Origin of the sequence: Ensifer sp. ENS03, assembly GCF_014852035.1 — a bacterium.
Classification (GTDB): Bacteria; Pseudomonadota; Alphaproteobacteria; order Rhizobiales; family Rhizobiaceae; genus Ensifer; species Ensifer adhaerens.
In genome coordinates, this window is record NZ_JACVAV010000014.1 from 105,954 (window position 1) to 132,795 (window position 26,842).

Sequence of the window (26,842 nt, forward strand, 5' to 3'; positions counted from 1 at the left end):
CTCCACGCCGCTGCCCGAACCGATGCCGCGGCGCGTCGAGCCATGCGTCGCTACCCTCGTCGATCAGCCGCCGAAAGGTCCGGAGTGGACCTTTGAGGTGAAGTGGGACGGGTATCGGCTGGCGATCCATGTCGAGCCAGGCGAGGTGAGGGCGATCACTCGCGGCGGATATGACTGGGCTAAGAAGTTCGGTTCCGTCGTCGCCGATGCGCGCGAGCTCGGCCATGCGACCATGATCATAGACGGCGAGGCGGTTGTGCTCGACGACCGGGGCCGCTCGGACTTCGGGTTGCTGCAGCGCGCGGTCGGGAGAAGGCCGAGCCTGCGCGATGCCGGAGAGATCATCTTCTTTGCCTTCGATCTCCTCTATCTAGACGGCCAGGACCTTCGGATGATGCCCTTGGGTGAGCGCCGGCAACTGCTCGAGCCGATCGTCGCCGGTAGGGCTGGCACGATACGTTTCTCCGAGGAAGTCCAGGCTGACGGCGCCGATTTCTTCCGCGCAGCTTGCGAACTCGGCCTTGAGGGGATCATCGCGAAGCGGCGGGACGCGCCCTATCGATCCGGGCGCCGGCCGGAATGGCTCAAGGTTAAATGTGCTTGGCGCGATTGGTTCGTGATCGTCGGATATGAGCCTTCGACGATGCCAGGCGCGATCGGCCGCCTGCTTCTGGCGGCGAGGAAGGGGGACGAGCTCGTCTACGTCGGCGGGTGCGGAACGGGATGGAGCAACAACGAGTCGGTGCAGCTTCGCGAACTGCTCAACGCGATCCCGGCTAAGCGGCCACCGGTGGCACTCAAGCGCAGGGGCGCGATCTTCTCCGAACCGCTGCTAGTCGCCGAGGTCGAGTATCGGGCGTGGACGCAGGACGCGAAACTGCGCCATCCCTCATTTAAGAGGGTCGGCGAGCGGGCGGAGAAGGTCGAAGTTTACCATCTCGATTAAACGTCTGATCTTTTGGTCGCCGTGCTTGGTGAGGCAGTCAGTGCTCGTGCCCATGCCGACAAGTCGGGCAACAAATCTCCGACGGTTCCACCTCCACCGGCCGCCATCCCATAGTCGATCGGGTCGCAGAATTCCTTTAAGCGCGCTTCGAGGTCCAACTCATTACGCGTGCCGGTCATGTACAGTTCCAGCGCATATCGGGCCAAGCGTTCAGCCTCCTCGCTCTCGCGGCTTATTGCTCGCGCAATTGCGACCTTATCAAAGACCGATGAGACGACCGTAAAATCTTGAGGAAGAATGTATCCAGATTGGCGTGGAGAAAGCATAGCGCAATCCCTCCCTTAGGGCGAAAGCGCGTATGATCTCCCAGCCGCCGGAGCCCTTCTTAAAGTCCAGCGATAGTCTCATAATGCGCCGTTGGAGGCGCATTGGAAATTAACTTTGACATGTGGAGCGGAATTCTCGTTTTTCCGCTCTTGGCTGTCAAATTTTCGGAAAATTGCGGCGCGCAACATCAACTCTTTAGCATTGATGCGGATGCAAACTCGCGTCGCGGAATCCCGGAATAGTTCCCGAAGTCGGTGTGTCGACACGGCGCAAACACTCTACGCTACAGGGGCGCGGGCCGGATAGCCCCACGCTCCTAGGGACCTCGACACGTCATGATTGCTCGCTCATAGCTGCGGGCCGCATCGGCCATTCATGTTCGAGAAAATCCGGCGCGTCGTAAAACGATGCGAAAATGCGGTTCGTTCCTGGCTGCTGGCGGACCGATAGCGGAACCGTCGAAGGTATCTCACGAAGCGCTAAATATCCTCCTTCGGCAAGCTAACTGGCTGAAAAATAAACTGAAAGTCGTGTCGGGGGGCGGGCTAGTACATACGCCGTACGGATTGCGACAACGCGGGAGGGGAAAAGCTGGTGCCGACACGATTAGGATCGTCATTTGAGCCGGTTGATATATTAGCAAAGCCGTACCGGAATTGTCGAAAGCGACCTTCCTTGCGGGCGGCTTTGTTGGTATCTGAGCGCATCGGCTTGGCCGATGGAGTTTTTCTTCCCCGCGTTCAGAGAGCCATCTGGGTGCGAACCTTGCCCCGCCTTCCCCGGCGGGGCCTTCTCTCTGCTTGGCGATTGTCCGTGCGCGGAGATTTCTGCCTCGTCGGCAGCGCCAGGGCGCGACGAAACCTGATCAACCGCGAGGTGTGAAAAAGCATGAGAAAGCTGGTCGCAGGGAAGCTCCATGGCATTTATGTCACCGAGGCGAACCTCAACTATCATGGGTCGATCACTCTTGACCCGGACCACTGTGAGGAGGCCGGCATCCTGCCGATGGAGTTCGTCGAGATCTGGAACAAGAATTCCGGGGCGCGCATCTCCACCTACGTCATCCTCGGTGAACGCGGTTCTAGGTGCTGCATCCTCAATGGTGCGGCCGCACGCACATGCCAGCCGGGCGACCAGATCATTATATGCAACTCGGTTTACCTCGACGAAAGCCGGCTTACTTCCTTGAAGCCGAAGGTACTGACCTTCGACGAGAACAACCGCGTGCAGGATCGCCTCAGCTACTCGGTTGAGGTCGATGCATCTGGCAAATTCACTTTCGAAATCCTCGACGAGGCCGAGACGGCATTGCCGATACCGCTTATGGTGTCCGGCAGCTGATTGGATTTGGCCAAGAGGCAAACCTGACGGCTGTGTCGTCGCCAACGAGGCGGCGTCCGCACTCTTCAAGGTCAAGCCGGGGATGGCTGAGGCTTTTCTCGGCGCTCACCGGGACATAGCTCAAAGCTGGTCGGGTCTGCGTCATGCCAACATCATCGAGGCTGGCGAGGGACGATACTGCATTATCGCGGAATGGGGAGCATGGAAGCATTGGCGGCGAGCCGGCCGCAGATGGTCGCCACGCTTGACAGCTTTCGTGAGACGCTCGAGGACCTCGGAGGAGGGCTCGGCGTAACCGACCCAATTGCAGGCCTGGTCGTCCTATCAGTGAAATAAACCGGAAGCGGGTTTGCCGTGGCGATGCGTCGTTGGGCTCAACATTAGCCGGCGATGCCACAAGACGTGTCTCGTCGTTTAATTGCGCTTTGCCGTTCGGGCACGTTCGCGCAGCATTTTCAGGTACCTCCGCCGGATGTCATCGATCGAAATGTCACCCGCAATCCAGATTTTGAGCAGAGCCTGGAACTCGGCGGTGTGGTCAATTGCAATGCCCCTGGCTTGCCACTTGGCAATCACACGATCGGCAATTTCTTTGCGGGTGGCCACGTCCTTTCCCCTTCCTGGTCTGTCCATTCATTATGGCGCGGGGCGCCCCTGCGACGTCAGTAGCAAGGATTGGTCTGTGCGCTCGCGCGCCGTCGAGGACTGCCGGTAAGTGTTCGTCAGCCTTTCCGCTATTTGCATTGCTTGCTGCGCGGTCAATCTGAACTGCAGCGCCGACACGTTTTCGAGATCCGGATCGGCGCTGAATTCGATCCTCAGGAAAAGCTCGCCCGTCTCGTCGATTGCAGTGTTCCAGCCGACGACCGTTGATGCCCTTATGTTGCCGTGACCGTCCGTATTCCAGTCAATCATATGCGAACCTTTCCTCTTCGGGAAACAAGGACGCAGAGTTGGTCTCGTATCGATGAGCCGAACTCATCCGTTCACGGCGATTGCGTCGCTCTAGAGCGCACTTCCCATGACCTGGACTACAACGGCAACGACGGTGGCCGCCACAGTGAGCGCGGCGCCAAGACGTGCAACCTTCATCCGGCGATGCCGCGCGCCGCTCCAGTCATAACTCATCGCTTAACCTTGCGCTTGTGGTTGAGAGGTGCCTGGCCTTATGGGCAAAACCGTAACCCGTGGGCGGGGTTACGGTTCTGAGTTGCCGCTGTACGCTGGAATGTGATTGGCGACTGAACAAAGTCTGCAAGCTTATGGTTAATTAAGAGTTTACTGAATAAGATTCCCCGCAAAGGTCGCCCGTTCGGTGATCACGATTTCTATGATTTGTTCGAGTGAATGGAGCGAGCCTCGGTGGGTGCGGCTCGCGCTGCTGCATTCTCAATGGCTGCACGGACGTGCCGTCATTTGCAACTCGGTCTGTCACGGCGAGGGGAAGCTGGCCGCATGACCCATCCCACTTTTGGTAGCCGGCGCATAGTTGATCCGCCAACCCTCATTCGGTCGTTCGGTGTCCTGGCGGACGAGCAAGCTGTTTTAGAGCGCGAAGGCAAGCTGTGGCTTGCTTTCGATCGTTGCTTCATCGAGTGACGACAGTGTCACGCCCAGCAACCGAATGCCTTTTGGGGCAGGGAAGAGTGGAGACAACAGCATCGTCATGACCGCGGCAAGCTCTGCGGCACTTGCGATCGGTGCCGCTGTTGTCTTGCTCCTAGTGATCTGCGTGAAATCCGCCCATTTCACCTTGAGCGTCGCGGTCTTGGCGCGAATGCCGTTCGCTTCGCAGTAGCGCCAGACCTTTTCGATCAGCGGTTCGAGGCCAGCCCTGGCGGTCTCGAAATCATGGACGTCTACGGAGAACGTGTCTTCCGCGCCGATGGACTTGCGCACCCGGTCGGCCTTCACTTGACGTTCGTCGACGCCGCGGGCGATCCAGTAGAAGTAAGGTCCCGATTTTCCGAAGTGTTGCTGCAAGAAGGCGATATCGTGAGCCTTCAGATCGGCGCCCGTTTCAATCCCGAGCTTGTGCATGCGCTCGGCGGTTGCCGGACCGACGCCATGGAATTTCTTGACGGGCAGAGCCTCGACGAAGGCCGGACCGTTCTTTGGCGTGATGACGAAGAGGCCATCCGGTTTCCTCTGGTCGGACGCCATCTTGGCGAGGAACTTGTTATAGGAGACGCCGGCCGAAGCGGTCAGGCCCGTCCTTGCCTTGATCTTGGCACGGATCTCCTCGGCGATCTCCGTCGCAAGTTCCATTCCCTTGAGGTTCTCGGTGACATCAAGATAGGCCTCGTCGAGCGAGAGCGGTTCGATGAGCGGCGTGTATTCGACAAAGATCGCGTGGATCAGCTGTGAGACTGCGCGGTAAGCATCGAAGCGCGGCGTCACAAAAATCAGCTCCGGGCATTTCCGCTTGGCGGTGACCGACGGCATGGCCGAATGGACGCCGTATTTGCGCGCCTCGTAGCTTGCGGCAGCCACGACGCCGCGCGCCTCGCCAAAGCCAACGGCAACCGGAAGCCCGCGAAGTGCGGGGTTGTCCCGCTGCTCCACCGAGGCGTAGAAGGCATCCATGTCGACATGGATGATCTTTCGCGTGCGCTCAGAGCGTTCCATCACCGATCACGCGACCCAACGACTGGTCATAGCAGCAGGTCTTCTTCGGGCAGGGCGGCAGGAGGCTCGACGACAACAAGCATGTTGCCCGGAAGCGGCCGCTGCAGGTGCTTCACGTCGTCCCAGGATCCGGTGAGCCACAGATCGACCTCGTCAGGTGTGGTCAGGATCACCGGCATGGCCTTTTGATGGATTGGCGAGACGATCTCGTTCGGGGATGTGGTGAGGAAGCCGAAGAGCTCGTATTCGCGCTCACCATCGCGCACGCGCCTGACACCCTTCCATGGCGTCCAGAACCCGGCGAAGAACATCAGCGGCCGCTCCTTAGTTCCAGCAAACCAGGCATTGGGGACTTTTCCGCTGGGAACCTTGGCCGCCGGATCCGGCTCGGCGAAGGAGTTGAAGGGGACGACGCAGCGACTGGTCGGCCCGAGCCAGCGTCTCCAGTGCGGAGAGGCGACGTTTCGGATGTTGGTGACGCCGGGATCGTAGTTCTTCACGAAAGCGGGCGGCGAGGGCATGCCCCAGGTGACACGCGTGATCTCTCGCTCTCCGTCTTCGCCGACGCGGACTACGGGCGCCTGATAGCCGGGGTAGACGTCATAGGATGGCTGGTTCCAGCCTGCCTTGTCGCGGAATGCCTTGGTGAATGCGATCACGGCATCACGTGTCGTCGTGATGTTGTAGAGATTGCACAAAGTTCAGTCTCCCTTTCTCACCTAGCTTCATATCAACGACTGCTCGCTTCTGTCGCCGTTCCCCGGCATTCGATCTGTTCATTGAACCAAGCGGCGTGTCCGTGCTGGCGTCTCGATCGCAATCAACAGTCTCTTTTCTGAACTTCGTTGACTCGCAACCCAAATAGGAACAAATAGAGAACATATCAATAGGAAGCGCTAATGCATAGCCCTAAGGAGTTGTTCCTTCCAAAATGCCCCGTCCAGTCGACAATACCGTCGTCTCAGAACTTCGCGAGCGCATCCAGCGCCTTGAAGGCGCAAGCGGCCGTGGACGACAGGTCCTGCCATTTGGTGTCACCGAGATTGATCGGCGATTGCCGGGTGGGGGGCTCGTACTCGGCTCGTTGCATGAGGTCGCCGGCGGCGGCAACGGTGCGATCGACGGCGCGGCGGCGGCACTCTTTTGCGCGGGCATTGCCGCCCGCTCGAAAGGCAAGGTGCTCTGGTGTGTGACGCGGCCCGATCTCTTTGCGCCGGCGCTGGCTCAAGTCGGTCTTTCGCCGAGCCGCGTCATCTATGTGGAGGCCGGCGACGAAAAGGCGCTTCTTTCCTGCATGGAAGAGGGGCTTCGCCACGGCGGCCTCGGTGCCGTCGTCGGCGAGCTCGCGCGCCTTTCGATGACCGCCTCGCGCCGCTTGCAGCTTGCAGCCGAGAGTTCCGGCACGTTGGGCATTGCGATCCGCCGCTGGCGACGACAGGCCGAAGCCTCGGATTTCGGGCAGCCGACGGCATCGGTCACGCGCTGGCGCGTGTCCGTCATGCCGTCCGTCCCCTTGCCGGTTCCAGGCGTCGGCCGCGCGCGCTGGCTCGTCGAACTCATCCGCTGCCGTGCCGGCGAAAGTGCAGATTTCGAAGTGGAGGCCCCAGATGCCAAGGGTCGTATCGCTCTTCCTTCCGAGCTGGCCCACGGATCGCCTGAGGCGCAAGCTCGGCGACGCAGCGCCGCCGGCTGAAACGCCTCTCGTCCTCGTCGGTCGCGAACAGCGAAGGCGTGTGGTGCTCTCGGTAAATGCCGCGGCGATTGCCGCAGGCCTGAGACCCCGCATGGCCGCCACGAAAGCCCAGGCGCTCGCCGCAGGTCTTGTCGTCATGGATGCCGATCCGGCCGCCGATGAAGAAGCGCTCGAACGCCTGGCGCTCTGGGCGCTGCAGCGCTATGCACCGATCGTAGCCGCCGATCCGCCCGATGGCCTGGTGATCGATACGACCGGTGCCGATCACCTGCATGGCGGCGAGGACCTGATGCTGTCAGGCATGGTCAACCGGTTCTTCGGATCCGGCATCGAGGCGCGGGCTGCGGTTGCCGATACCTGGGGGGCGGCCCATGCCGGCGCCCGGTTTCTCGCTCATCCGACGCTGGTTGTCGCTCCGGGGGCGCAGCAGGAAACCATCCGTAACCTGCCCGTCGCAGCGCTTCGCCTCGATCCTGCAATCGTCCATGGCCTTCGCGCGCTGGGCTTCAACACGATCGGTGAGGTGGCCGGCGTGCCGCGGGCGCCGCTTGCCCTTCGATTTGGACCCGAACTTGGCCGTCGCATCGACCAGGCCATGGGAAAGGTTGCCGAGCCGATCGATCCGGTCCGCACGCCTGAACTTATCGAAGTTCGCCGTTCCTTCGGTGAACCGATTGCGGCCGCCGAGACGATTGCGCGCTATGCCGCGAAGCTTGTGGGCGCGCTCTGTCTGGTACTGGAAGAAAGAGGCCTCGGCGCGCGGCGCGTCGACCTTCTCTTCCATCGCGTTGATAACACCTACCAGGCGATCCGTGCAGGCACCGCGACGCCCGTTCGCGACGCCAAGCGCCTGATCCGGCTCATCACTGATAGGATCGAGACGATCGATCCGGGCTTCGGGATCGAAATCATGTCGCTGACGGCAACCCACGCCGAGCCGCTGGTGGCAAGACAGGTCGTTTCCTCGCTGGTCGAGGAACCGGAGGCCGATGTTTCCGGCCTGATCGACATCCTGGGAAACCGCATCGGCGCACGCCGGCTGTATCGTTTTCAACCGGTCGCCAGCGACGTGCCCGAACGCTCCATCAACCGCATCGCGCCGATGGCGCCGGACGAAGGTCTCGCCTGGCCCGGCCATTGGCCAAGACCGGTGCGCTTGCTTCTCCATCCTGAAGCGATCGAGACGATGGCGCTTCTGCCCGATCATCCGCCGGTCAGTTTCACATGGCGTGGTGTGCGCCGACGGGTGAAACGTGCCGACGGCCCCGAACGCGTCTTCGGCGAATGGTGGAAGCGCGATGCCGAGCTCGTTGCCGTACGCGACTATTTCCAGGTCGAGGATGACGCCGGCGAGCGCTACTGGATTTATCGCGCCGGCGACGGCGAACACAGCGAGACCGGCAGCCACCAATGGTTCCTGCACGGGATTTTCGGATGACGACGCCGCTTTATGCCGAGCTGCAGGTGACCTCGCATTTCTCCTTCCTGCGCGGCGCATCCTCCTGCGAAGAGCTATTCCAACGTGCCGCCGAACTTAGGCTCGAGGCGCTGGCCATTGCCGATCGCAACAGCCTCGCCGGCATCGTGCGAGCGCACCAGGCGGCCAAGGATGTCGGCGTGCGGCTGGTCGTCGGCTGCCGCCTCGATCTTGAAGGCGATCTATCGGTCCTCGTCTTTCCGACCGACCGGCCGGCCTATGCGCGGCTTTGCCGGCTGCTGTCGCTCGGCAAGAAGCGCGGCGGCAAGGCGAAATGCCGGCTTGCCTGGTCCGATCTCGTTGCCTATGGCGAGGGACTGATCGCGGTTCTCCTTCCCGATGCCGCTGACGAGGACTGCGCGCGGGAGCTGCGCCGTCTGAGGCAAGAATTCGGCGACCGCGCCTACCTGTCGCTGACACTCCGCCGCCGGCCGAACGACCAGCTGCGCCTTCATCAGCTCTCCAACCTGGCAGCTTCAGTCGGCGTGCCAACGGTCGTCACCAACGACGTGCTGTTTCATGTGCCGGAGCGGCGCATCCTGCAGGATGTCGTCACCTGCATTCGCCACAACATCACGATCGACGAGGCCGGTTTCCGCCGCGAGCGCCACGCCGATCGCTACCTGAAGCCGCCCGAGGAAATGGCGCGGCTCTTTGCGCGCTACCCTGAAGCGCTTACCCGCACCATCGAGATCCTGGAGCGGTGCCGGTTTTCGCTCGACGAGCTCGCCTATCAATATCCGGAGGAGCGATCCAATCCTGCACTGACAGCCCAAGAGACACTGGCGCAACTGACCTGGGAAGGTGCAGCCTGGCGTTACCCAGAAGGGTTGCCGGAAAAAGTCCGCAAGAACCTCGAGCACGAACTGCGGCTGATCGAGAAGCTTCAATATGCGCCCTACTTCCTGACAGTGAATTCGATCGTGCGTTTTGCCCGTTCAAGGGACATTCTATGCCAGGGCAGAGGATCGGCCGCCAATTCGTCTGTCTGTTATGTGCTCGGCATCACCTCGATCGACCCTGAAATCAACGACCTTCTCTTCGAGCGCTTTGTCTCTGAGGAGCGGCGCGAGCCGCCGGATATCGACGTCGATTTCGAGCACGAGCGCCGCGAGATCGTCATGCAATGGGTCTTCGACACCTATGGCCGCGATCATGCAGCGCTCTGCTCGACCGTCATCCGGTATCGCTCGAAAGGCGCCATTCGCGATGTCGGCAAGGCGCTTGGGCTGCCCGAGGACATGACGAAGATGCTGTCGTCGCAGGTCTGGGGCTGGGGCGAGGACATCGGCGAAAAACATGCCGAGGAGCTCAATCTCAACCTGTCCGATCGGCGCCTGCGCCTCACGCTCGATCTGGCCCGGCAGCTGATGGGGGCGCCGCGTCACCTGTCGCAGCATCCGGGTGGCTTCGTCCTGACGAACGATCGCCTCGACGACCTCGTCCCGATCGAGCCCGCAGCCATGGCTGGCCGGCAGGTGATCGAATGGGACAAGGACGATATCGATATCCTGAAGTTCATGAAGGTCGATTGCCTGGCGCTCGGCATGCTCTCCTGCATGAAGCGCGGCTTTGATCTGCTCGCCGAACACAAGGGCATCCATCTTGATCTGGCGAGCATCCCGGCCGAAGATCCGCGCACTTACGCCATGATCCGGCGTGCCGACACGCTCGGCACCTTCCAGATCGAGAGTCGCGCACAGATGTCGATGCTGCCGAGGATCAAGCCGCGCACCTTCTATGACCTCGTCATCGAGGTGGCGATCGTGCGCCCCGGCCCGATCCAGGGCGACATGGTGCATCCCTATCTTCGCCGGCGCGAGGGCAAGGAGGCGGTCGTCTATCCTAAGCCCGAACTGGAGCAGGTGCTTGGAAAGACGCTCGGTGTGCCGCTATTCCAGGAACAGGCGATGCGGGTCGCCATCGAATGCGCCGGTTTCACGCCGGGCGAGGCCGATCAACTGAGACGCGCCATGGCGACCTTCAAGCATACCGGCGGTGTTTCGAAGTTCGGCGAGAAGCTCGTCCGGGGCATGGTCGCAAACGGCTATGAGCCGGACTTTGCGATTAAGACCTTCAAGCAGCTCGAAGGTTTCGGCAGCTACGGGTTTCCGGAAAGCCATGCCGCGTCCTTCGCGCTGATCGCCTACGCCTCCTCGTGGCTCAAATGCTGGCATCCGGACGTCTTCTGCGCAGCACTTCTGAATGCCCAACCGATGGGCTTTTACGCCCCGGCCCAGATCGTGCGGGACGCGCGCGACCATGGCGTCGAGGTCCGGCCTGTGTGTGTGAACGCCAGCCGCTGGGATTGCACGCTCGAGGCAACGGGGGATGAAAGCCGCTTTGCCGTTCGCCTTGGTCTTCGCATGGTCAAGGCGCTGGCGAACGCTGACGCCGCGGCAATCGTTGCCTCGCGCGACGAAAGGCCTTTCGAGACCGTCGACGATCTCTGGCGCCGGGCAGGCGTTCCGGCCGCCTCTTTGGTCCAGCTTGCCGAAGCCGATGCCTTCCAACCTTCGCTCAAGCTTGCGCGACGCGAGGCACTCTGGGCGATCAAGGCGCTGCGCGACGAGCCGCTGCCGCTCTTTGCCGCGGCCTCTGAGCGTGAAAGCCGGACGGTCGCGGAACTGGATGAGCCGCAGATTCCGCTGAGGCCCATGACGTCTGGTGGCGAGGTGGTCGAGGACTATGGCCATGTCGGCTTGACGCTACGCAGCCATCCCCTCTCGTTCCTGCGCGCCGATCTGACGAAGCGTCGCATCGTCACGTGCAAGGAGGCGATGCAGACCGGGGATGGAAAATGGCTCGAAGCCGCAGGTCTGGTGCTCGTGCGCCAGCGGCCGGGTTCTGCCAAGGGCGTGATGTTCATCACCATCGAAGACGAAACTGGCATCGCCAATCTCGTCGTCTGGGCAAAGACCTTCGAGACGTTTCGCCGCGTTGTGCTCGGCGCCGGCATGCTCGGCGTCTATGGTCGTATTCAGCGAGAAGGCGAGGTCGTTCACCTCGTTGCCCATCGGCTGACCGACCTATCCGGCGAACTTGCAAGCGTGGGCGATCGGGACGCCAGTTTTCCGCTTCCGCATGGAAGAGGTGACGAGTTCCATCGTGGGGCGCCGGCGCCCGATCCGCGCGGTATCCCGAAGGGACCGCGGCCGCGCGATATCGTCGATCCCTATCTGCATCTCGATCAGATCAAGGTGAAGACGCGGGATTTTCGGTGAGGGCCCTTTGGCCGATGATTCGTATAGCCTCAAGGCGAGGATGAGTATCAACATCACGCACAGCCGACATGTATGGCGACCATGAGTGTCCGCCGGCGTCCGTCATGGTCGGAGATCGATCCGCATGCCGCCTGCGCAGGGCAAGCTTGACGATATAGGCGCTCAATGTGCGCTGCGTAGCGCCTGCCGCTTGCGTTGAAATGAACTGCGACCAGCGCTAACGCGGCTACGTAGATGTGAGTTGCCGGCGTTCCTGTCAGGGGATGGCCGCCAGCCGCCAAATCCGAGCTCCTTGCCGACAAGGCGGTCTAAGCCTGTCGTTGCGGCAGCGGCCTACCGCGACGACGGGCCTAAACGGTGTCATGCCATGACGATCGTCTTCGACTCCATGAAGGCGGTCAGACCCTCGATACCACCTTCTCGACCAACGCCCGATTGCTTGAAGCCGCCGAAGCCGATCGAGAAGTCGGTGCGAGGACCGTTGTGGCCGACCGTCCCCGATCGAAGCTGCCGGGCCACCCGCTTGCGCGATTTACGTGATTTTACATCGTCCACAGGACCGAAAGCGGAGCGGCGTGCAATTTTTCGCCAAATGGCGTCACGCGGTCGTGATCGTGCAAAACGATGCCGTGCAGGAAGCGGTCGCCTACCGCCTCCTGTAACTGACGAAGCCCTTTGAAGTCTTCAGCCTTGACCGTCGACGATGCCTTGACCTCGATGCCGACGACGCGACCGCGCCGGTCCTCGACAACAACATCGACCTCGATCTGATCCTTCGTCCGATAGTGAGAGAACGAAAGTCGGCGTTCGGACCAAGATGCAAGCTTTAGGAGTTCTGATGCGACGAAGCTCTCGAGCAAAGGACCGAAACGCGTCTTGTTTTCACGGATACTGTTGACATCGTCTTCGCGCAGGGTTGCGAGCAGGCCAGTGTCGAGAAAATGCAACTTTGGTGTTTTTACCAGACGACTAAGCCGGTTGTTGGACCATGGCGCGAGGGTTCGGACAAGGAAGAGTCGCTCAAGGATTGCTACATACTTTTGAGCGGTGACACTGGATAGTCCGAGGGCCGCGCCGAATCCGCTATGATTGACTAACTGTCCCGCATGCTCTGCAAGAACATTAAGGAGGCGCGGCAACCTGCCCAACTGATCGATGTTGGCAATGTCGCGCACGTCTCTGTCAAGGATAAGCGCCACGTAGTCTTCAAGCCACGCGGTGCGCCGGCCGGGCTGCGTCCTGCGTACGACCTCAGGGTACCCTCCACGTACAACCGTCTCAACAAGGTCGTCGCCGAGCACAAGTCCGTCCGCGATCACGGGCACCTCTCCCGCAAAAATGCGATCAAGAAAGCGGCCTGGGGTCGATCGGATTTCAGCCTGTGCAAACGGCAGCAACGAAATTAGGGCCATGCGGCCGGCAAGAGAGTCTGCCACCGCCGGCACGGTGGCGAGGTTTGCTGAACCTGTGAGCAGGAAGCGGCCCGGCTCATCGCTGCGATCTACGCTTTCCTTTATCGCAAGCATTAACTCAGGCGCACGCTGAACTTCATCAATTACCGCTCGATCGAGGCCGCGAACGAAGCCTACAGGGTCGGATTTGGCGGCGCTGAGTGTGCCGGCGTCATCAAGGGTGTAGTACGGCCGCTCTGTTCCAGAGAACTGTCGCGCAAGGGTGGTCTTTCCTGCCTGCCTTGGTCCGGCGACGAGAACGACGCGCGTGTCCGACAGCGCCGTCTCGACCATGGAGCGGGCCTTGCGTTCGATGAGTGTGTTCGGGCGATTTATATCGGTCATGCGGCCAATGTTAACTCCATTGGCGTCCAATTTAAAGCAGAATTCCGTCCAATTTAAAATGTAACTTACTTTATCGCGCGGCCAGTCGCTCGAAAACAAAGAGTGTACACGGAACGCGACGGACGGGGGCAGTCGATCCCTCTTCCCCTTCGGGCCACTATGTTGAAGCTCCCGCGGCGGCCCTTTTTCCGCCCGTCGCGTGACGCGAATTCCCGCTTTCCCGCTGAGGCGGCGCTTTGCTGAAAGCTCCGATACGCTTCATTCTTGACGGACCTTCAAGCATACCGGCGGTGTTTCGAAGTTCGGCGAGAAGCTCGTCCGGGGAATGGTCGCAAACGGCTATGAGCCGGACTTTGCGATTAAGACCTTCAAGCAGCTCGAAGGTTTCGGCAGCTACGGCTTTCCCGAAAGCCATGCGGCGTCCTTCGCGCTGATCGCCTACGCCTCCTCGTGGCTCAAATGCTGGCATCCGGACGTCTTCTGCGCGGCGCTTCTGAACGCGCAGCCGATGGGTTTTTACGCCCCGGCCCAGATCGTGCGGGACGCGCGCGACCATGGCGTCGAGGTCCGGCCTGTGTGTGTGAACGCCAGCCGCTGGGATTGCGCGCTCGAGGCAACGGGGGATGAAAGCCGCTTTGCCGTTCGCCTTGGTCTTCGCATGGTCAAGGCGCTGGCGAACGCTGACGCCGCGGCAATCGTTGCCTCGCGCGACGAAAGGCCTTTCGAGACCGTCGACGATCTCTGGCGTCGGGCAGGGGTTCCGGCAGCCTCGCTCGTCCAGCTTGCCGAGGCCGATGCCTTCCAGCCTTCACTGAGGCTTGCCCGGCGCGAGGCACTTTGGGCGATCAAGGCATTGCGCGACGAGCCGCTGCCGCTCTTTGCCGCGGCATCTGCCCGTGAAAGTCGGACCGTCCCCGAACTCGATGAGCCATCAGTGGCGCTAAGGCCGATGACCGCGGGCGGCGAAGTGGTGGAGGACTATGGGCATGTCGGGCTGACGCTGCGCGACCATCCGCTCTCGTTCCTGCGCGCGGATCTGACGAAGCGCCGCATCGTCACCTGCCGGGAGGCGATGCAGACGCGTGACGGCAGGTGGCTTGAGGCGGCCGGCCTGGTGCTTGTCCGCCAGCGGCCGGGCTCCGCCAAAGGCGTGATGTTCATCACGATCGAGGACGAGACGGGCATTGCCAATCTGGTTGTCTGGGCTAAGACCTTCGAAAGCTATCGCCGCGTGGTCCTCGGGGCCGGCATGCTCGGCGTCTATGGTCGTATTCAGCGAGAAGGCGAGGTCGTGCATCTGGTCGCCCATCGGCTGACCGATTTGTCAGGCGAACTTGCCAGCGTCGGCGAGCGGGAAGCCAGCTTTCCGCTTCCGCATGGGCGGGGGGATGAATTTCATCATGGGGCGCCGGCGCCCGATCCGCGCGGTATCCCGAAGGGACCGCGGCCGCGCGATATCGTCGATCCCTATCTGCATCTCGATCAGATCAAGGTGAAGACGCGCGATTTCCGGTGAGAAGTGTTTTCTTGGAATCCTCGAAAGCCGGTTTACTGCTTCGTCCGGCCCGAAGTGCCGACGCTCGGCGAGGCGTGGGATGAGGTATCGCCCCACTCGGGGCGGTTCCCCATGCCGCACCAAGCTCTGGCTAACGTTTGCCTAGCCTCGTCCGCCCCGCAGCCCGAATTGAGAGAGATGAGTCAGACGAGAGTCCGATAAGTCCAGAGCCAATGGCCACTTCGAGGGTCTGGCTGTATTCGCTTCCCGCGAGCCCTTGTTTCTTGGCATGATTTTCAGCGGCGCCGCGTAAGACGGATGGCGACACGCCATACCGCACACTGTGGAAGGCGCCCAGAATAATAAGAAGTTTTTCGTCCAAGCTCTTCATAGTTTACCTTCAATCTATCTTGTGATGGAGGCGGCAATGGCGACCACTGGTGGACGGCATTGGACTCACCTGCGGTCACCCGCGTGCTGCGGTTCCTTGGCTGCGTAATGGTTAGCCGCGCTTATCGCGCAGGCGTTGGTAAGGCGCTTTTCTTCGACGAGATCGCTCCATCGACACCTGCTTGTCAGGTGTGATGAAACCATGCCTTTGTTGGAAGCACTTAGAGGTGCCGTGGCCGTGACGGGTCCTTCCAAAGCAAAAGTAAGGCCCCGGCCCTAGGCATGGGTTCTGACCGCGATTTTGAAAGGAAGGTTTGTTAGAGCGCGATGCCAATCGCGCAACAATCAAAGCTAGCGAGCAAATTCGAGAGATCGTTCTACCTGTGTCTTCGCCTAAGCGTCAATCGGTAGTAAAACCCGACTGCGGCGCGAAGCCTCCTATTTAGAGAGACCGCAACACGTCGCCAAATGCATCCAACAGCATGTCCGCATTCTCGCGAGAAAAGACGAGAGGTGGCCGTATTTTCAGAACATTGGCATTGGGACCGGAGGCGCTGATGAGGATGCGGCGATCTCGCAGACCATTTACGATCCGAGTCGTTAGCGCGGCATCAGGGCTCTTGGCGGCAGGGTCGGCAACGATCTCGACGCCGATGAAGAGACCGGAACCGCGCACGTCCCCGAGAGCGTGGTATCGATCCGAAAGGCTCTTGAGGCCACCCATCAGGTAGGAGCCGACCTCCAGCGCATTTTGCTGCAGCCCCTCAATGCGGATCGTGTCGAGCACTGCCTTGCCGGCCGCGGCGGCGACCGGATTGCCGCCGAACGTGTTGAAATAGCGCGCCTTTGGGCCGAACTCAGCGATAACTTCGGGGCGCAGCACTATACCCGCCATCGGATAGCCGTTACCCATTGGTTTGCCGATAGTCACCATGTCGGGTGCAACGCCGTGGCGTTCGAAACCCCACATCGTTTCGCCCGTTCGACCGAACCCGGGCTGCACCTCGTCGGCGATGAAGAGGCCGCCAGCCTCGTGGATCGCGTCCACCGCAGGCTTGAGAAAACCTCTCGGCCCTTCGAAGATGCCGTCGCTGGAAAAGATCGTATCGGTGATCAGCATGGCCGGCTTGATGCCGTGACGTTTGAGATCGGCGATTGCGGCGCGCACGTCGTGGCCGAATTTTACCGCCAACTGTTCGGGCGAGTGACGGTAGCTGTCCGGCGCGGGCACCGTGCGCACATGCGGGCCGAGCGTCACGGATTCGCCGAGCGAGGGCGAGAATTCGGCAACCGCGCTCGTCAGGCCGTGATAGGCGAGGTCCGTCGCGATGATGCCGGTGCCCCCAGTGACGAAGCGGGCGATGCGAACGGCGAGATCGTTCGCTTCACTGCCGGTGCAGGTGAACATGGCCTGGCTGAGCGCCTCGGGGAAGGTGGCCGTCAGCGCCTCGGCATAGGCGACGATACCTTCATGCAGGTAGCGTGTGTGAGTGTTGAGCACGGCCGTCTGCTTCGTGATCGCCTCCACAACGCGCGGATGGCAATGGCCGAGCGAGGCGACGTTGTTGTAAGCGTCGAGATACCGCTCGCCGGCCGCGTCGTACAGAAAAACGCCTTCGCCGCGGACAAGATGCAGCGGTTTTTCGTAAAACAGGCGGTAGGCGGGACCGAGCACTTTTTCTCGGCGCGCGATAAGCGCCCTTTCGCTCTCGTCTAGTCGGTCGAAATCTGCACGCGAAAAAGCATTCACCATCGACATGATCAAGCCTCGGAAAGGTTGGGCGCGAGCCGTTTCAGCCCGGCCGGAGTGAGATCGACTATGTTCTGCAGGCCGCGGCATGCGGTCGCGTGGTTGCGCATGATATAGGCCCGGTTCTCAGGAAAACGTGCGGAACGCCACTCCGCAATGATGATGGACATGGCGAGGCGGGAACGGGCGAGAAGCGGTAGTAGCTCGATTTCGGCCGGCTCCAGCGCGCGCGCCGACAGGAATCCTTCGAGGAAGGCGCCGGTGCGGGCGGCCCAGTTGTCGGTCGCAAGGTGATAGGAGAGGGCGACGGCAAGGTCATTGATCAAGGGCGCATGCACCATGTCGCCGAAGTCGATGATACCAACAACTTTGGTCGGCTCTGCCGGATCAAGCAGGATGTTGTGCGGATTGAAATCGTTATGGATGATCTGCCGGCGCTTGATCGCGGCGATCGCCGGCATTGAGCGTTCGAACTCGGCGAGTATGGCCTCCACCTGCGCTCGGCGCTCGATGCCGACATGGTCGAGCAGGGCGACAAGGTCGAGTGTATGAGAAATGTCCCACATCAACTTTCCGGCGGGCGGGCGGCCTTTGTAGTCTTCGAGACCCAGCCCAAGTTGTGCGAGCGCTCGGCCGACGTTGCGGCTCTGCGTCTCTGAGGCCGAGGTGCGGTACTGCAGTTCGCCGCCGAGGAAGGTCAACAGGCGCATGACGCGGGGGCCATCGGAGGTGGAAAGCGTATGGCTCGGCGCTCCGGTTTTCGTGAGCATGAGCCTTGGCACCGGGACATTGGGGGCCGCAGCCTCCAGATGCATTAGCGCACCATCCTGGAACTCAAGCGAGGCCGGGTCTTCGGCGGGATTGGCAATCTTGAGGATGAAGTCCTCTCCGTCCGAGCGGGTAAAAAGAAAAGTCTCGTCCCTTTCGCTTGAGAGCCGCCTGATCGAGCCGCTCGCGCCATAGACCTTCCTCACCGCCGCCTCCGCATCGGAAAGCGATGTCGCGCTCCATGTTGCCGACATGGAATCGGCGTTCTTGGCGGTGGGCGATGGCTCCGTCATGCTTGCTCCGTTGGCGCGGTCGCCCGCATTTCCGTCAATCTCTGCCCGTCAGCTGACCACGACGACGACGACATTGTCGCGCCAGGCCGTTCGGTGAATGATGTCTGCGACGCGCCATACTTGAAACACAGCGAAAAAGATGCATCAAGTATCTTGTTATTCCATTTTTCGGACGAATTCCATGCCTCAATTCACGTCACTGGATCATGAGAACCTCAACAGCGTCGTCTATGGTGCGTTGTGCGATGCGCTGATCCAGGGCCGGTTCCAACCCGGCGATCGGCTGAAGATCCGGGATCTGGCAGAGCAATTCGGCACAAGCGTTACGCCGATCCGCGACGCAATCCTTCGGCTTGCCAATGACGAGGCGATTATCTTCCGCTCGCCGCGTGACATCCGCATCCCGGGCTTGAGCGAAAACCGCTACCGCGAGATCCGCGCAATACGGGTGCGCCTGGAGGGACTGGCCGCAGAGACTGCGGCCCAGGTGGCGACGAGCGCGGATATCGAAGCGTTGGAGCGGATCTTGCGCGAGAACGAACAAGCAATCGAGGCCGGCGACCGACTGAAGGGTACGCAACTCAACCAAGCCTTCCACTTCCTGCTGCCGCAGATCGCCGGGCTGCCGGTGCTGAACAGCATCCTGCGGCGGCTCTGGCTGCGGATGGGACCACATATTTCCGATGCTTACATAGAGGGCGGACGGGCGATGATTGACCACCACTACCCGGTTGTCGAAGCCCTGAAGCGGCACGATCCCGCCGCCGCTTCGATAGCAATCGTCGACGACATCCTGCTCGGCGGCAAGCCGATCCTCGAGCGTATCGAACGGGGCAGCGAGCCGGAGGCGCGCCGGGCTTAACGTCGCTTGGAATAGGAGACTTGCAATTCATGGGCAGCCTATTACGATGCATCAAACATCAAAAGGAAGCGCTCCGATGACCGATGATTGCCGGTACATGTTGCTGACGGGGGCGAGCCGCGGGATCGGGCACGCAACTGTCAAGCTCTTTCAGTCGAAGGGCTGGCGCATTCTCACCGTTTCTCGCCAGTCCTTTTCCGAGGAATGTGCCTGGCCGTCCGCACGCGAGAGCCATATCCAGGCGGACCTTGCCGATCTCACGCAGATTGACCGCCTGGCTGCGACCGTGCGCGAGCGCCTACCGAACGGGCGCCTGCATGCACTCGTGAACAATGCGGGCATTTCGCCGAAGGGACCGGGCAAGAGTCGCCTCGGTGTGCTGGATACCGATGCCGATGTCTGGACGCAGGTGCTCAACGTAAATCTTGTGTCGACCGCTTTGATCGCCCGCGCGCTCATGCCGGAACTGGAAGCGGCGAAGGGCTCGATCGTCAATGTTACGTCCATCGCAGGCTCTCGCGTCCACCCTTTTGCAGGCGTTGCCTATGCGGCGTCCAAAGCGGCGCTGGCCTCACTGACCCGCGAAATGGCGCACGAATTCGGCCAACGCGGCGTCAGGGCGAACGCCATCGCGCCGGGCGAGATCGAAACGTCTATCCTGTCGCCCGGAACCGATGAACTGGTGGCGGCGGAAGTGCCGATGCGAAGACTGGGCGAACCGCGCGAAGTCGCGGAGACCATCTACTTCCTTTGCACCGAGCCATCGTCCTACATCAACGGCGCGGAAATCCACATCAACGGAGGGCAGCACGTCTGACAACGGTCAAATCGGGAAAACCCGTTGGCCTGCAATGACTAGAATGCATCCATCGGTTGAAACGTCCAAGGGAGAATGGGCGCAAAGACCGGTGAGGCCGCAGCCACCGCCGCAAACGGGACGGGGACAACGGTCTGCATGGGATCGTCATCGGAGCCGCAGCGGCTCTTTCACCAACGAAGAAAAGGGGAATGCCATGAAGACAATCTTTCAATCGGGTGTCCTGGCGGCGGCTGCCGTCGTTCTGTCGGCGGGCCTTGCTGTGCCGGTTTTCGCGCGAGATCTAACAGTCGTTTCATGGGGTGGAAACTATCAGGATGCCCAGCGCAACATCTACTTCAAACCGTTCTCCGAAAAGTCCGGCAAGCCAGTGCTCGACGAAGCCTGGGACGGCGGGATCGGCGTCATCCAGTCGAAGGTCAAGGCCGGCGTACCGAACTGGGATGCGGTGCAGGTGGAAGCCGAAGAACTGGCGCTCGGTTGTGCCGACGGTCTTTATGAAAAGATCGACTGGGACAAGATGGGCGGTAAGGACAAATTCCTCGATTCTGCGGTCAATGACTGTGGTGTCGGCGCCATCGTCTGGTCGACGGCCATCGCCTATGACGGCGACAAGCTGAAGGAAGGCCCGACTTCCTGGGCGGACTTCTGGAACGTCGAAAAGTTCCCCGGCAAGCGCTCGCTGCGCAAGGGCCCAAAATACACGCTGGAATTCGCTCTACTCGCCGATGGTGTCTCCAAGGATGAGATCTATGACGTTCTCGGTACAGAGGAGGGGGTCGCCCGCGCCTTCAAGAAACTCGACGAATTGAAGCCTAACATCGTCTGGTGGGAATCGGGCGCACAGCCGTTGCAGTTTCTCGCATCGGGCGAAGTCGCCATGACTTCGGCATACAACGGCCGCATCACCGGCATCAATCGGTCGGAAGGCAAGAACTTCAAGGTCGTCTTTCCCGGCAGCATTTATGCCGTCGATAGCTGGGTCGTGTTGAAGGATGCGGAGAACAAGGAGGCTGCGCAGGACTTCATCGCTTTTGCGAGCCTGCCGGAAAACCAGGCGAAACTGCCGGAATTCGTGGCATACGGTCTGCCGAACAAGGAGGCCGCGTCCAAAGTACCGGCGGAATTCTCCAAGGACCTGCCAACCGATCCTGCCAACATGACAGATGCCATCTCGCTCAATGTCGATTTCTGGATCGACAATGCCGAGACGCTGACGCAGCGCTTCAACGCCTGGCTCGCCCAGTAAGAACATCCGTGGTGAAGGGCGCTCCACCGGGAGCGCCCTTTCCTGGATGGCTGGGTGCGTTTCTTGAGGACGCATCCTTCGCCTTTAGCGATGGAGTCTGCCGTGGCCGAATACATTCGATTTGACCGCATTACGAAATTCTACGGCCCGCTTTGCGTGGTTGAACATCTCGATCTCGGCATCGGGAAGGGGGAGTTCGTCAGCCTGCTCGGCCCGTCCGGCTCGGGCAAAACGACGCTTCTTATGATGCTCGCCGGCTTCGAGCAGCCGACCGCGGGCGAGATCCTTCTCGACGGAACTGCCATCAATAAGGTGCCCACCTACAAGCGGGACATGGGTGTTGTCTTCCAGAGCTACGCGCTCTTCCCGCACATGTCAGTCGGCGAAAACATCGCTTTTCCGCTCCAGATGCGGGGTATTGGCAAGGCGGGGATCGATGAGCGCGTCAAACGTGCACTCGACATGGTGCAGCTTTCAACCCTTTCCGACCGACGGCCCTCGCAGCTCTCGGGTGGCCAGCAGCAGCGCGTGGCGCTGGCCCGGGCGCTTGTCTTCGAACCGCGTGTCGTGCTGATGGACGAGCCACTCGGCGCGCTTGACAAGCAGTTGCGCGAGCAGATGCAACTCGACATCCGCGATCTGCACCGCCGCCTCGGCCTAACAATCGTTTTCGTTACGCATGACCAGTCCGAAGCGCTTACGATGTCGGATCGCGTCGCCGTCTTCAACAAGGGCAAGATCGAGCAAATCGGGACACCCCGCCAGGTCTACGACGAGCCGGCGACGCGCTTCGTCGCCGAATTCATCGGCGAGACCAATCTCGTCGAAGGTGTCGTGGAAACCGTGCAAGGCGCGGAAGCGACTGTGCGTCTTCGTTCGGGGGCACAAATTGTGTCGGCGGTTTCCGGCAGCGTCGCTTCCGGCCAATCCGTCTTTCTCTCCATCCGTCCGGAACGGGTAGATCTCAGCGAGACGCGCAGTGAGGCTCGAAACGTCTTGGAAACGGAAGTTACGGATTCCGTTTATCAGGGCGATCATTTGCGCGTGCAGTTGCAGAACGCCACTCACCCGCTGATCGCCAAACTCGGCAGAAGGTCGCGCGAGTTTCCGCCAGGCACCAAAGTCTTTGCGGCGTTTTCGGCCGGCGATTGTCGGGTCATTGCGCCATGAGTGGAGTCTCCTCCCGCACTGGACGATCGCTGCTTCTTCTGGCGCCGCTGCTCTTTTTCCTCATCGGCTTCTTCGTTTGGCCGCTCTTCAGCATGATGGCGCAGTCCGTGTCGGATCCGGCCGTGTTGCGGCTGCTGCCACGCAGCGCGGAAGTTCTGGCCGATTGGGACCGTAAGTCTCCACCCACCACACCCATGCAGCTGGCGCTGATGGAGGACCTGAAGTCCGTCGACGACGATCAGGCGCTTGGTGACATGGTGCGGCGTCTCAACAGCGCCCGCTCCGGTTTTCGCACGCTGATGGGGAAGACGACGAGTGCATTGAAAGATACGGCGAACCCACCCGCCGACCTCGTTTCCATCGACAAACGCTGGGAGAAGCCGGAGTTCTGGCTGGCGATCGCAGATGCGCTCTCGCCCTATACCGACCGCAACCTGCTTGCCGCCGTCGATCTTGGTCGCAATGCGGCTGGTGATATCGAGCATCTGCCGCCAGACCAGTCCGTCAACGCCGTGATCCTCATGCGCACCTTCTGGATAGCCGCGCTCGTCACCTTCGCATGCGCCTGTATCGGCTTTCCGTACGCAATCATCGCCGCTTCGCTCGACGGTTGGAAGCGTGATTTGATGCTTGGCGCCGTATTATTGCCGCTGTGGACGTCGCTTCTGGTGCGCACCGCGGCCTGGTTCATCCTGTTGCAGGAGCAGGGTCTCATCAATGATCTCCTGCGCGCCATCGGCCTCATAGATGCGCCGCTGACGCTGATCTTCAACCGCACCGGCGTCATCATCGCCATGACCCATGTGTTGTTGCCGTTCATGGTGCTGCCGATCTATTCCGTGCTCATCACCATCCCGAAGAACTTGATGCCGGCCGCCGCCTCGCTCGGCGCACGCCCGCTGCGCGCTTTCCTGCGTGTGCTGCTGCCGCTAAGCCTCAGGGGTGTGGCGTCCGGCGCTCTGCTAGTGTTCATCTCTGCGATTGGCTATTACATAACGCCGGCGCTGATTGGCGGACCGGGCGACCAGATGATCTCCTCGATCATCGCCTTTTACGCCACGGGATCGGCGAATTGGGGCATGGCCGGTGCGCTCGGGGTCGTACTCCTGGTCGCAACTCTACTGCTCTACAGCGTCTACTCACGGCTCTCCAGCGACGAAGTTGGGGGGCGGTGACCATGCCGATGAAAATCGCCAAGGCCACCTTCGCCACGCTGACGATCCTCTTCCTCGTCGCGCCACTCATTGCCATCCTGCCGCTCGCCTTCACCTCGAGCGTGATCCTCACCTATCCGATCCCGTCGTGGTCCCTACGCTGGTTTGAGGAACTCTTCTTCGCGGACGCCTGGCGGCGGGCAATCGTCAACAGCCTGATCATCGGCACGGGCACGACCTTGCTCGCAACCGCGCTTGGTACGGCCGCGTCGCTCGGCCTGCGCAACCGCCTTCTTCTCTTTCGCGGTTCGATGCGCACACTTTTCCTGCTGCCTATGGTGGTGCCGGCCGTCGTGCTGGGGGTCGGCATGCAAGTGCTGCTGGCGGGTTTTGGCCTTACCAACAGTTACATGGGCGTGATCATCGCCCACACGGTTGTTGCGGTGCCCTTTGTGGTCGTGAGCGTCACCGGCGCGCTTGCCGGCATCGACCAGCGCGTCGAGCTTGCGGCCCAGAGCCTCGGTGCTTCGCCAACGACGGTGTTCCGCCGGGTCACCCTGCCGCTCGCCATGCCGGGCGTTCTCTCTGGCGCGGTGCTCGCCTTTGCGACGTCGTTGGACGAAGTCGTCCTCACGCTCTTCGTCGCAGGCCCGAACCAGCGGACGTTGGCGCGGCAGATGTTTTCCAGCATCCGTGAAAACATCAGCCCTGCGATCGCTGCAGCGGCCTTTCTCTTCATCGCGGGGACGGTGTTGATCGGCCTCGCTGTGGTTGTGTCGCGGTCTTTGATAGCGAAGCGGCGCTAGGAGACGGGAAGCACAGCGCTTGCGGCTCCTAGCATGTCACCGCAGACGGAGTCGAACATCTGCAGGATGGCGGTGCAGCGGCTTGCATCTCCCGGACGCAGCGTGACCTCCGCAGAGGCATAGGTCTCAGCCAGCAGGAGTTTGCCAAGATCGTCGGCCTCACTCGTCGGTAGATCGCTGAAAAAGAAGTCGGCGGCGCGAACCCAAGGTTGGAGACACTGGAGAAAGTCGGCCGGGGGGCTTGGTCGTTGGCTTCGTGGCGAAGCCAGAGCCGGACCCCTAGTCTGCTATCCTCGGAATACACGGTTTGAATTCCGTCCGATTAAAAGTGAAATCTCGTCTAAATCAAAGTGAAGCTCACCCACGTTCACAACCTTCACATTCGCCGGATTAAATTGATGCTCAAGCGGAACGCTAAGTACGGGGCATCCGGTCCCATCCCCTTTCGGATGTTGAAGGTCCTGCCACGGCCCTTTTTCCGCACTTCCCGTGACGCGAATTCCTATTTTCCCCCACAGCGCGGCGCTATGCTGAAAGCTCTGATACGCTTCATCCCCGGCTCGTTTGCAATGCTGTCACAGCTTCGCCGTCCTACCCATCTTCACTGACATGAATTCCGATCCAACCTTGCAGATGGTTTCCGCACCGCGCCTGACGGGAGAAGACGTGCTTTTCGTGCTCTCCTTCTCGGGCCGAACGAGCTATCTTATTTCGAACATCGAGATTGCCAAGAAGGCCGGCGCGCGTATAGTTTCGATCTCTCCGGGCGGCTCCGTCGTCGCCTCCCTCGCCGATGGAAGCATCAATCTCAACGCCTACCGCGCCTCGACCCATCCCCTCATCGTGCCGACCGGCCGCGCCCCGATGTATGTGATGCTCGACGTGCTTTTTGCCCTGGTCGCGCGCAAGTGCGAGGCAGACACGCTATGAACCGGATGCAAGGACAATCGACATGGAAACGACCTTTTCGCCAGTGCTGACCGTTTGTGGGATCGACGAACTACCGGGCCAGAGCGACAGGAAGGTGACCCACGTCCTGTCGATCGTCGATCCGGAGCTGCCGGAACTTGAGGCGTTTGGCGGTTACGGCGCCCATCACCGCACGACCTTGCGCTTCCACGACATCATTGCAGCCGTACCTAACCGGGTGATGCCGCGCCCCGACCATGTCGAGGCGATCCTTCGCTTCGGCAACGACTTCCTGGAGCGCGCAGATAAGCAGGCGTCGAGCCACGTTCTGGTGCATTGCCATATGGGCGTGTCGCGATCGACCGCCGCGATGCTGACCCTGATGGCGCAGGCAAACCCGGACGAGCCGGGCGAGAGCCTGTTTGCCCGTCTTGTCGCCATCCGTCCGCAGGCCTGGCCGAACTCGCAGATGATCGGCTTTGCCGATGAACAGCTCGGCCGCGGAAGCGACCTCACCACGGCGCTGCGCCGCCATTACGGACGACAGATCAAAAGCCGCCCCGAGTTCACCGAATGGATGACCTCCCTCGGCCGCGAGGCGGAGTTGAAGATGGCCATGCTCGGCTGACGTCGACCGCTGGCTCGTAGACCTTTTGTTCGCGGCCGTTCGATGATCATGCGATCCCCGAGCTTGAAGGCGGCCCCGCCCTCTGCGGCCGCGACCTCAGTTGCGTCGCGCACCGTGGGCCTAGGCGTCTCGCTGACGCCGCCACATACCCAGGCATCGACTAGTCGCATGTTCTCGATCAGATCAGGCGAGCAATCGACGCTGACGAGAGGGCGCGTTTAGAAAGGGAAGGGGCTCTTTTCGGGAGCCACCATTGGGTCGGGGAGCACGGCTCCCACATCGTCAGCGCCGCCCACACTTTCGCCCGCGTGTATAACGTCATGGTGAAGCGGGCGGCTTGCGGTTGGGATGCTCGCATCGTTTGATGCAGTTTATCGTCTCTGACGCGGTGACCGCTTCTTTTGCGCGACTCCTTAGCGAAATCGACCTTCTTCGGAACGTCGGTCGCCGTGCCATCAGCCGAGATCGAGCAACGTCGCTCGCAGAAGATGATCACCTTCTCCTGCCAGAACCTCGGCCTGTAGCGAGCCCATTTTTTCAGAGATGTTCGAGACCCATGCTGTCGGCAACATCCACATCGGCCGCCTGCTGGAGAGGCAGGCAAATGGGAGGCGGCTCATCACCAGGATCAGTACCCCGTATTTGAGCGGAGCTGCTTGCCGGGGGCGTGGGCCCGGTTGCTGAATAATCGCCGCCGCTTGCCGAACCTCCTGGGACGATCGATTTCCGCCCGTTTAAGCGGGCGGAAAGTGGCTGCTGCTGCCTGTGGATAGAAATACCGTTTAATTTCAATTGGTTGTGAGATTTATGTCGGGCCCATGAAAATCCCTGTTGACGTCTGTGAGGATGGGGGTCTATAAGCCCGATCACTGACGAGGGCGGCGGCGCTGCTGGCGACGGCGACCTTCGCTCTAGAGTTTCCTGATTGGCTTGGTGCTGATTGAGGGGTTCGGAACGAGAGTTCTGGGCTTTGTGGGAACGGTTTGACGGATGGTGCGTTCGTCGGTTTTTTGACAATTGAATATAGAGAAAGAGAAACGTGGGCGGCGGAGCTCGTGAGGAACCTTTAGGGGTTCTTTCGGAAAGAGACTTTGGCGGTCACGTTTTAACAAGAGACTA

The 26,842-nt window shown here is 61.0% G+C and carries 24 protein-coding genes and 1 pseudogene; 15 read left to right on the plus strand and 10 right to left on the minus strand.

The genetic code is table 11. The features are described from left to right. Positions 1–22 precede the first annotated feature (22 nt). Positions 23–946: a non-homologous end-joining DNA ligase gene (gene ligD, locus IB263_RS31230; RefSeq protein ID WP_246811128.1), complete on the plus strand. Its 924-nt coding sequence runs from the start codon at positions 23–25 to the stop codon at positions 944–946. Here ligD and IB263_RS31235 read toward each other — a convergent pair. Further along, a complete protein-coding gene (locus tag IB263_RS31235) occupies positions 943–1,272 on the minus strand; it encodes a hypothetical protein (RefSeq protein WP_034800375.1) in 330 nt (109 codons plus the stop codon). The genes ligD and IB263_RS31235 overlap by 4 nt on opposite strands. Positions 1,273–2,161: 889 nt before the next feature. Between IB263_RS31235 and panD the strand changes: the two genes are divergently transcribed. Continuing rightward, entirely contained in the window at positions 2,162–2,614 is a 453-nt protein-coding gene (panD, locus tag IB263_RS31240) for an aspartate 1-decarboxylase (protein WP_060606845.1), read from the plus strand. 414 nt (positions 2,615–3,028) lie between these two features. On the opposite strand, the gene IB263_RS31245 is transcribed toward panD, so the two are convergent. The 5 genes from IB263_RS31245 to IB263_RS31260 all read right to left on the minus strand — a co-directional run bounded on the left by IB263_RS31245 (position 3,029) and on the right by IB263_RS31260 (position 5,940). After that, a complete protein-coding gene (locus tag IB263_RS31245; RefSeq protein ID WP_060581445.1) occupies positions 3,029–3,220 on the minus strand; it encodes a hypothetical protein in 192 nt (63 codons plus the stop codon). 30 nt (positions 3,221–3,250) lie between these two features. Beyond that, on the minus strand, positions 3,251–3,529 hold the full coding sequence (locus IB263_RS31250) for a hypothetical protein (protein ID WP_060581444.1): 279 nt from the start codon (positions 3,527–3,529) through the stop codon (positions 3,251–3,253). Between the two features lie 90 nt (positions 3,530–3,619). Continuing rightward, positions 3,620–3,742, minus strand: coding sequence for a hypothetical protein (locus tag IB263_RS34550; protein ID WP_256385321.1), 123 nt, complete (start codon positions 3,740–3,742; stop codon positions 3,620–3,622). A gap of 417 nt (positions 3,743–4,159) precedes the next feature. Continuing rightward, positions 4,160–5,242 (minus strand): DNA polymerase IV, encoded by a 1,083-nt coding sequence (gene dinB, locus IB263_RS31255; RefSeq protein WP_112977350.1) that lies wholly within the window; start codon positions 5,240–5,242, stop codon positions 4,160–4,162. Between the two features lie 26 nt (positions 5,243–5,268). Then, positions 5,269–5,940 carry an SOS response-associated peptidase gene (locus tag IB263_RS31260; RefSeq protein ID WP_112977351.1) on the minus strand — a complete coding sequence of 224 codons (672 nt, stop codon included), beginning with the start codon at positions 5,938–5,940 and terminating at the stop codon, positions 5,269–5,271. Between the two features lie 233 nt (positions 5,941–6,173). On the opposite strand from IB263_RS31260, the gene IB263_RS31265 reads away from it, so the two are divergent. Genes IB263_RS31265 through IB263_RS31275 form a run of 3 tightly spaced genes read left to right on the plus strand, consistent with a single transcriptional unit; the run spans position 6,174 to position 11,636 of the window. After that, a complete protein-coding gene (locus tag IB263_RS31265; RefSeq protein ID WP_060581441.1) occupies positions 6,174–6,935 on the plus strand; it encodes an ImuA family protein in 762 nt (253 codons plus the stop codon). Then, a complete protein-coding gene (locus IB263_RS31270) occupies positions 6,850–8,373 on the plus strand; it encodes a DNA polymerase Y family protein (protein WP_112977352.1) in 1,524 nt (507 codons plus the stop codon). The genes IB263_RS31265 and IB263_RS31270 overlap by 86 nt, the downstream gene beginning before the upstream one ends. Then, the gene (locus IB263_RS31275; RefSeq protein WP_192439457.1) at positions 8,370–11,636 is read left to right on the plus strand and encodes an error-prone DNA polymerase; all 3,267 of its coding nucleotides are present in this window, start codon (positions 8,370–8,372) and stop codon (positions 11,634–11,636) included. The genes IB263_RS31270 and IB263_RS31275 overlap by 4 nt, the downstream gene beginning before the upstream one ends. A 360-nt stretch (positions 11,637–11,996) precedes the next feature. Here IB263_RS31275 and IB263_RS34350 read toward each other — a convergent pair whose 3' ends face one another. Next, positions 11,997–12,191, minus strand: a complete 195-nt coding sequence (locus IB263_RS34350) for an aldehyde dehydrogenase family protein (protein ID WP_210338357.1) — start codon at positions 12,189–12,191, stop codon at positions 11,997–11,999. Then, positions 12,179–13,432 (minus strand): ATP-binding protein, encoded by a 1,254-nt coding sequence (locus tag IB263_RS31285; RefSeq protein ID WP_112977469.1) that lies wholly within the window; start codon positions 13,430–13,432, stop codon positions 12,179–12,181. Before IB263_RS31285 ends, IB263_RS34350 begins: the two co-directional genes overlap by 13 nt. Positions 13,433–13,703: 271 nt before the next feature. Between IB263_RS31285 and IB263_RS31290 the strand changes: the two are divergent. Beyond that, positions 13,704–14,948, plus strand: a pseudogene (locus tag IB263_RS31290) (OB-fold nucleic acid binding domain-containing protein); the annotation flags it as partial. An 811-nt stretch (positions 14,949–15,759) separates the two neighbouring features. Here IB263_RS31290 and IB263_RS31295 read toward each other — a convergent pair. Together IB263_RS31295 and IB263_RS31300 are read right to left on the minus strand one after the other, a co-directional pair. Next, positions 15,760–17,076, minus strand: coding sequence for an aspartate aminotransferase family protein (locus IB263_RS31295; protein WP_113554829.1), 1,317 nt, complete (start codon positions 17,074–17,076; stop codon positions 15,760–15,762). Positions 17,077–17,078: 2 nt separating this feature from the next. After that, the gene (locus tag IB263_RS31300) at positions 17,079–18,128 is read right to left on the minus strand and encodes a phosphotransferase enzyme family protein (RefSeq protein WP_060529248.1); all 1,050 of its coding nucleotides are present in this window, start codon (positions 18,126–18,128) and stop codon (positions 17,079–17,081) included. A 181-nt stretch (positions 18,129–18,309) separates the two neighbouring features. On the opposite strand from IB263_RS31300, the gene IB263_RS31305 reads away from it, so the two are divergent. From IB263_RS31305 to IB263_RS34555, 9 genes are all read left to right on the plus strand, one after another. Beyond that, on the plus strand, positions 18,310–18,990 hold the full coding sequence (locus IB263_RS31305; protein ID WP_192439458.1) for a GntR family transcriptional regulator: 681 nt from the start codon (positions 18,310–18,312) through the stop codon (positions 18,988–18,990). Between the two features lie 76 nt (positions 18,991–19,066). Then, complete coding sequence (locus tag IB263_RS31310) at positions 19,067–19,807, plus strand: SDR family NAD(P)-dependent oxidoreductase (protein ID WP_034800406.1); 741 nt, start codon at positions 19,067–19,069, stop codon at positions 19,805–19,807. A gap of 196 nt (positions 19,808–20,003) precedes the next feature. Beyond that, positions 20,004–21,056, plus strand: coding sequence for an ABC transporter substrate-binding protein (locus tag IB263_RS31315; RefSeq protein WP_112977430.1), 1,053 nt, complete (start codon positions 20,004–20,006; stop codon positions 21,054–21,056). Positions 21,057–21,146: 90 nt separating this feature from the next. Next, positions 21,147–22,226 carry an ABC transporter ATP-binding protein gene (locus IB263_RS31320; protein ID WP_113554831.1) on the plus strand — a complete coding sequence of 360 codons (1,080 nt, stop codon included), beginning with the start codon at positions 21,147–21,149 and terminating at the stop codon, positions 22,224–22,226. Then, positions 22,223–23,401, plus strand: a complete 1,179-nt coding sequence (locus IB263_RS31325; RefSeq protein ID WP_060606811.1) for an ABC transporter permease — start codon at positions 22,223–22,225, stop codon at positions 23,399–23,401. Before IB263_RS31320 ends, IB263_RS31325 begins: the two co-directional genes overlap by 4 nt. 2 nt (positions 23,402–23,403) lie before the next feature. After that, entirely contained in the window at positions 23,404–24,186 is a 783-nt protein-coding gene (locus IB263_RS31330) for an ABC transporter permease (RefSeq protein WP_089046041.1), read from the plus strand. Positions 24,187–24,795: 609 nt separating this feature from the next. Then, positions 24,796–25,116 carry an SIS domain-containing protein gene (locus tag IB263_RS31335; RefSeq protein ID WP_090300784.1) on the plus strand — a complete coding sequence of 107 codons (321 nt, stop codon included), beginning with the start codon at positions 24,796–24,798 and terminating at the stop codon, positions 25,114–25,116. 22 nt (positions 25,117–25,138) lie between these two features. After that, the gene (locus IB263_RS31340) at positions 25,139–25,723 is read left to right on the plus strand and encodes a tyrosine phosphatase family protein (protein ID WP_060606803.1); all 585 of its coding nucleotides are present in this window, start codon (positions 25,139–25,141) and stop codon (positions 25,721–25,723) included. 401 nt (positions 25,724–26,124) lie between these two features. Continuing rightward, complete coding sequence (locus IB263_RS34555; RefSeq protein WP_256436136.1) at positions 26,125–26,247, plus strand: hypothetical protein; 123 nt, start codon at positions 26,125–26,127, stop codon at positions 26,245–26,247. The last annotated feature ends 595 nt before the right edge of the window (positions 26,248–26,842 follow it).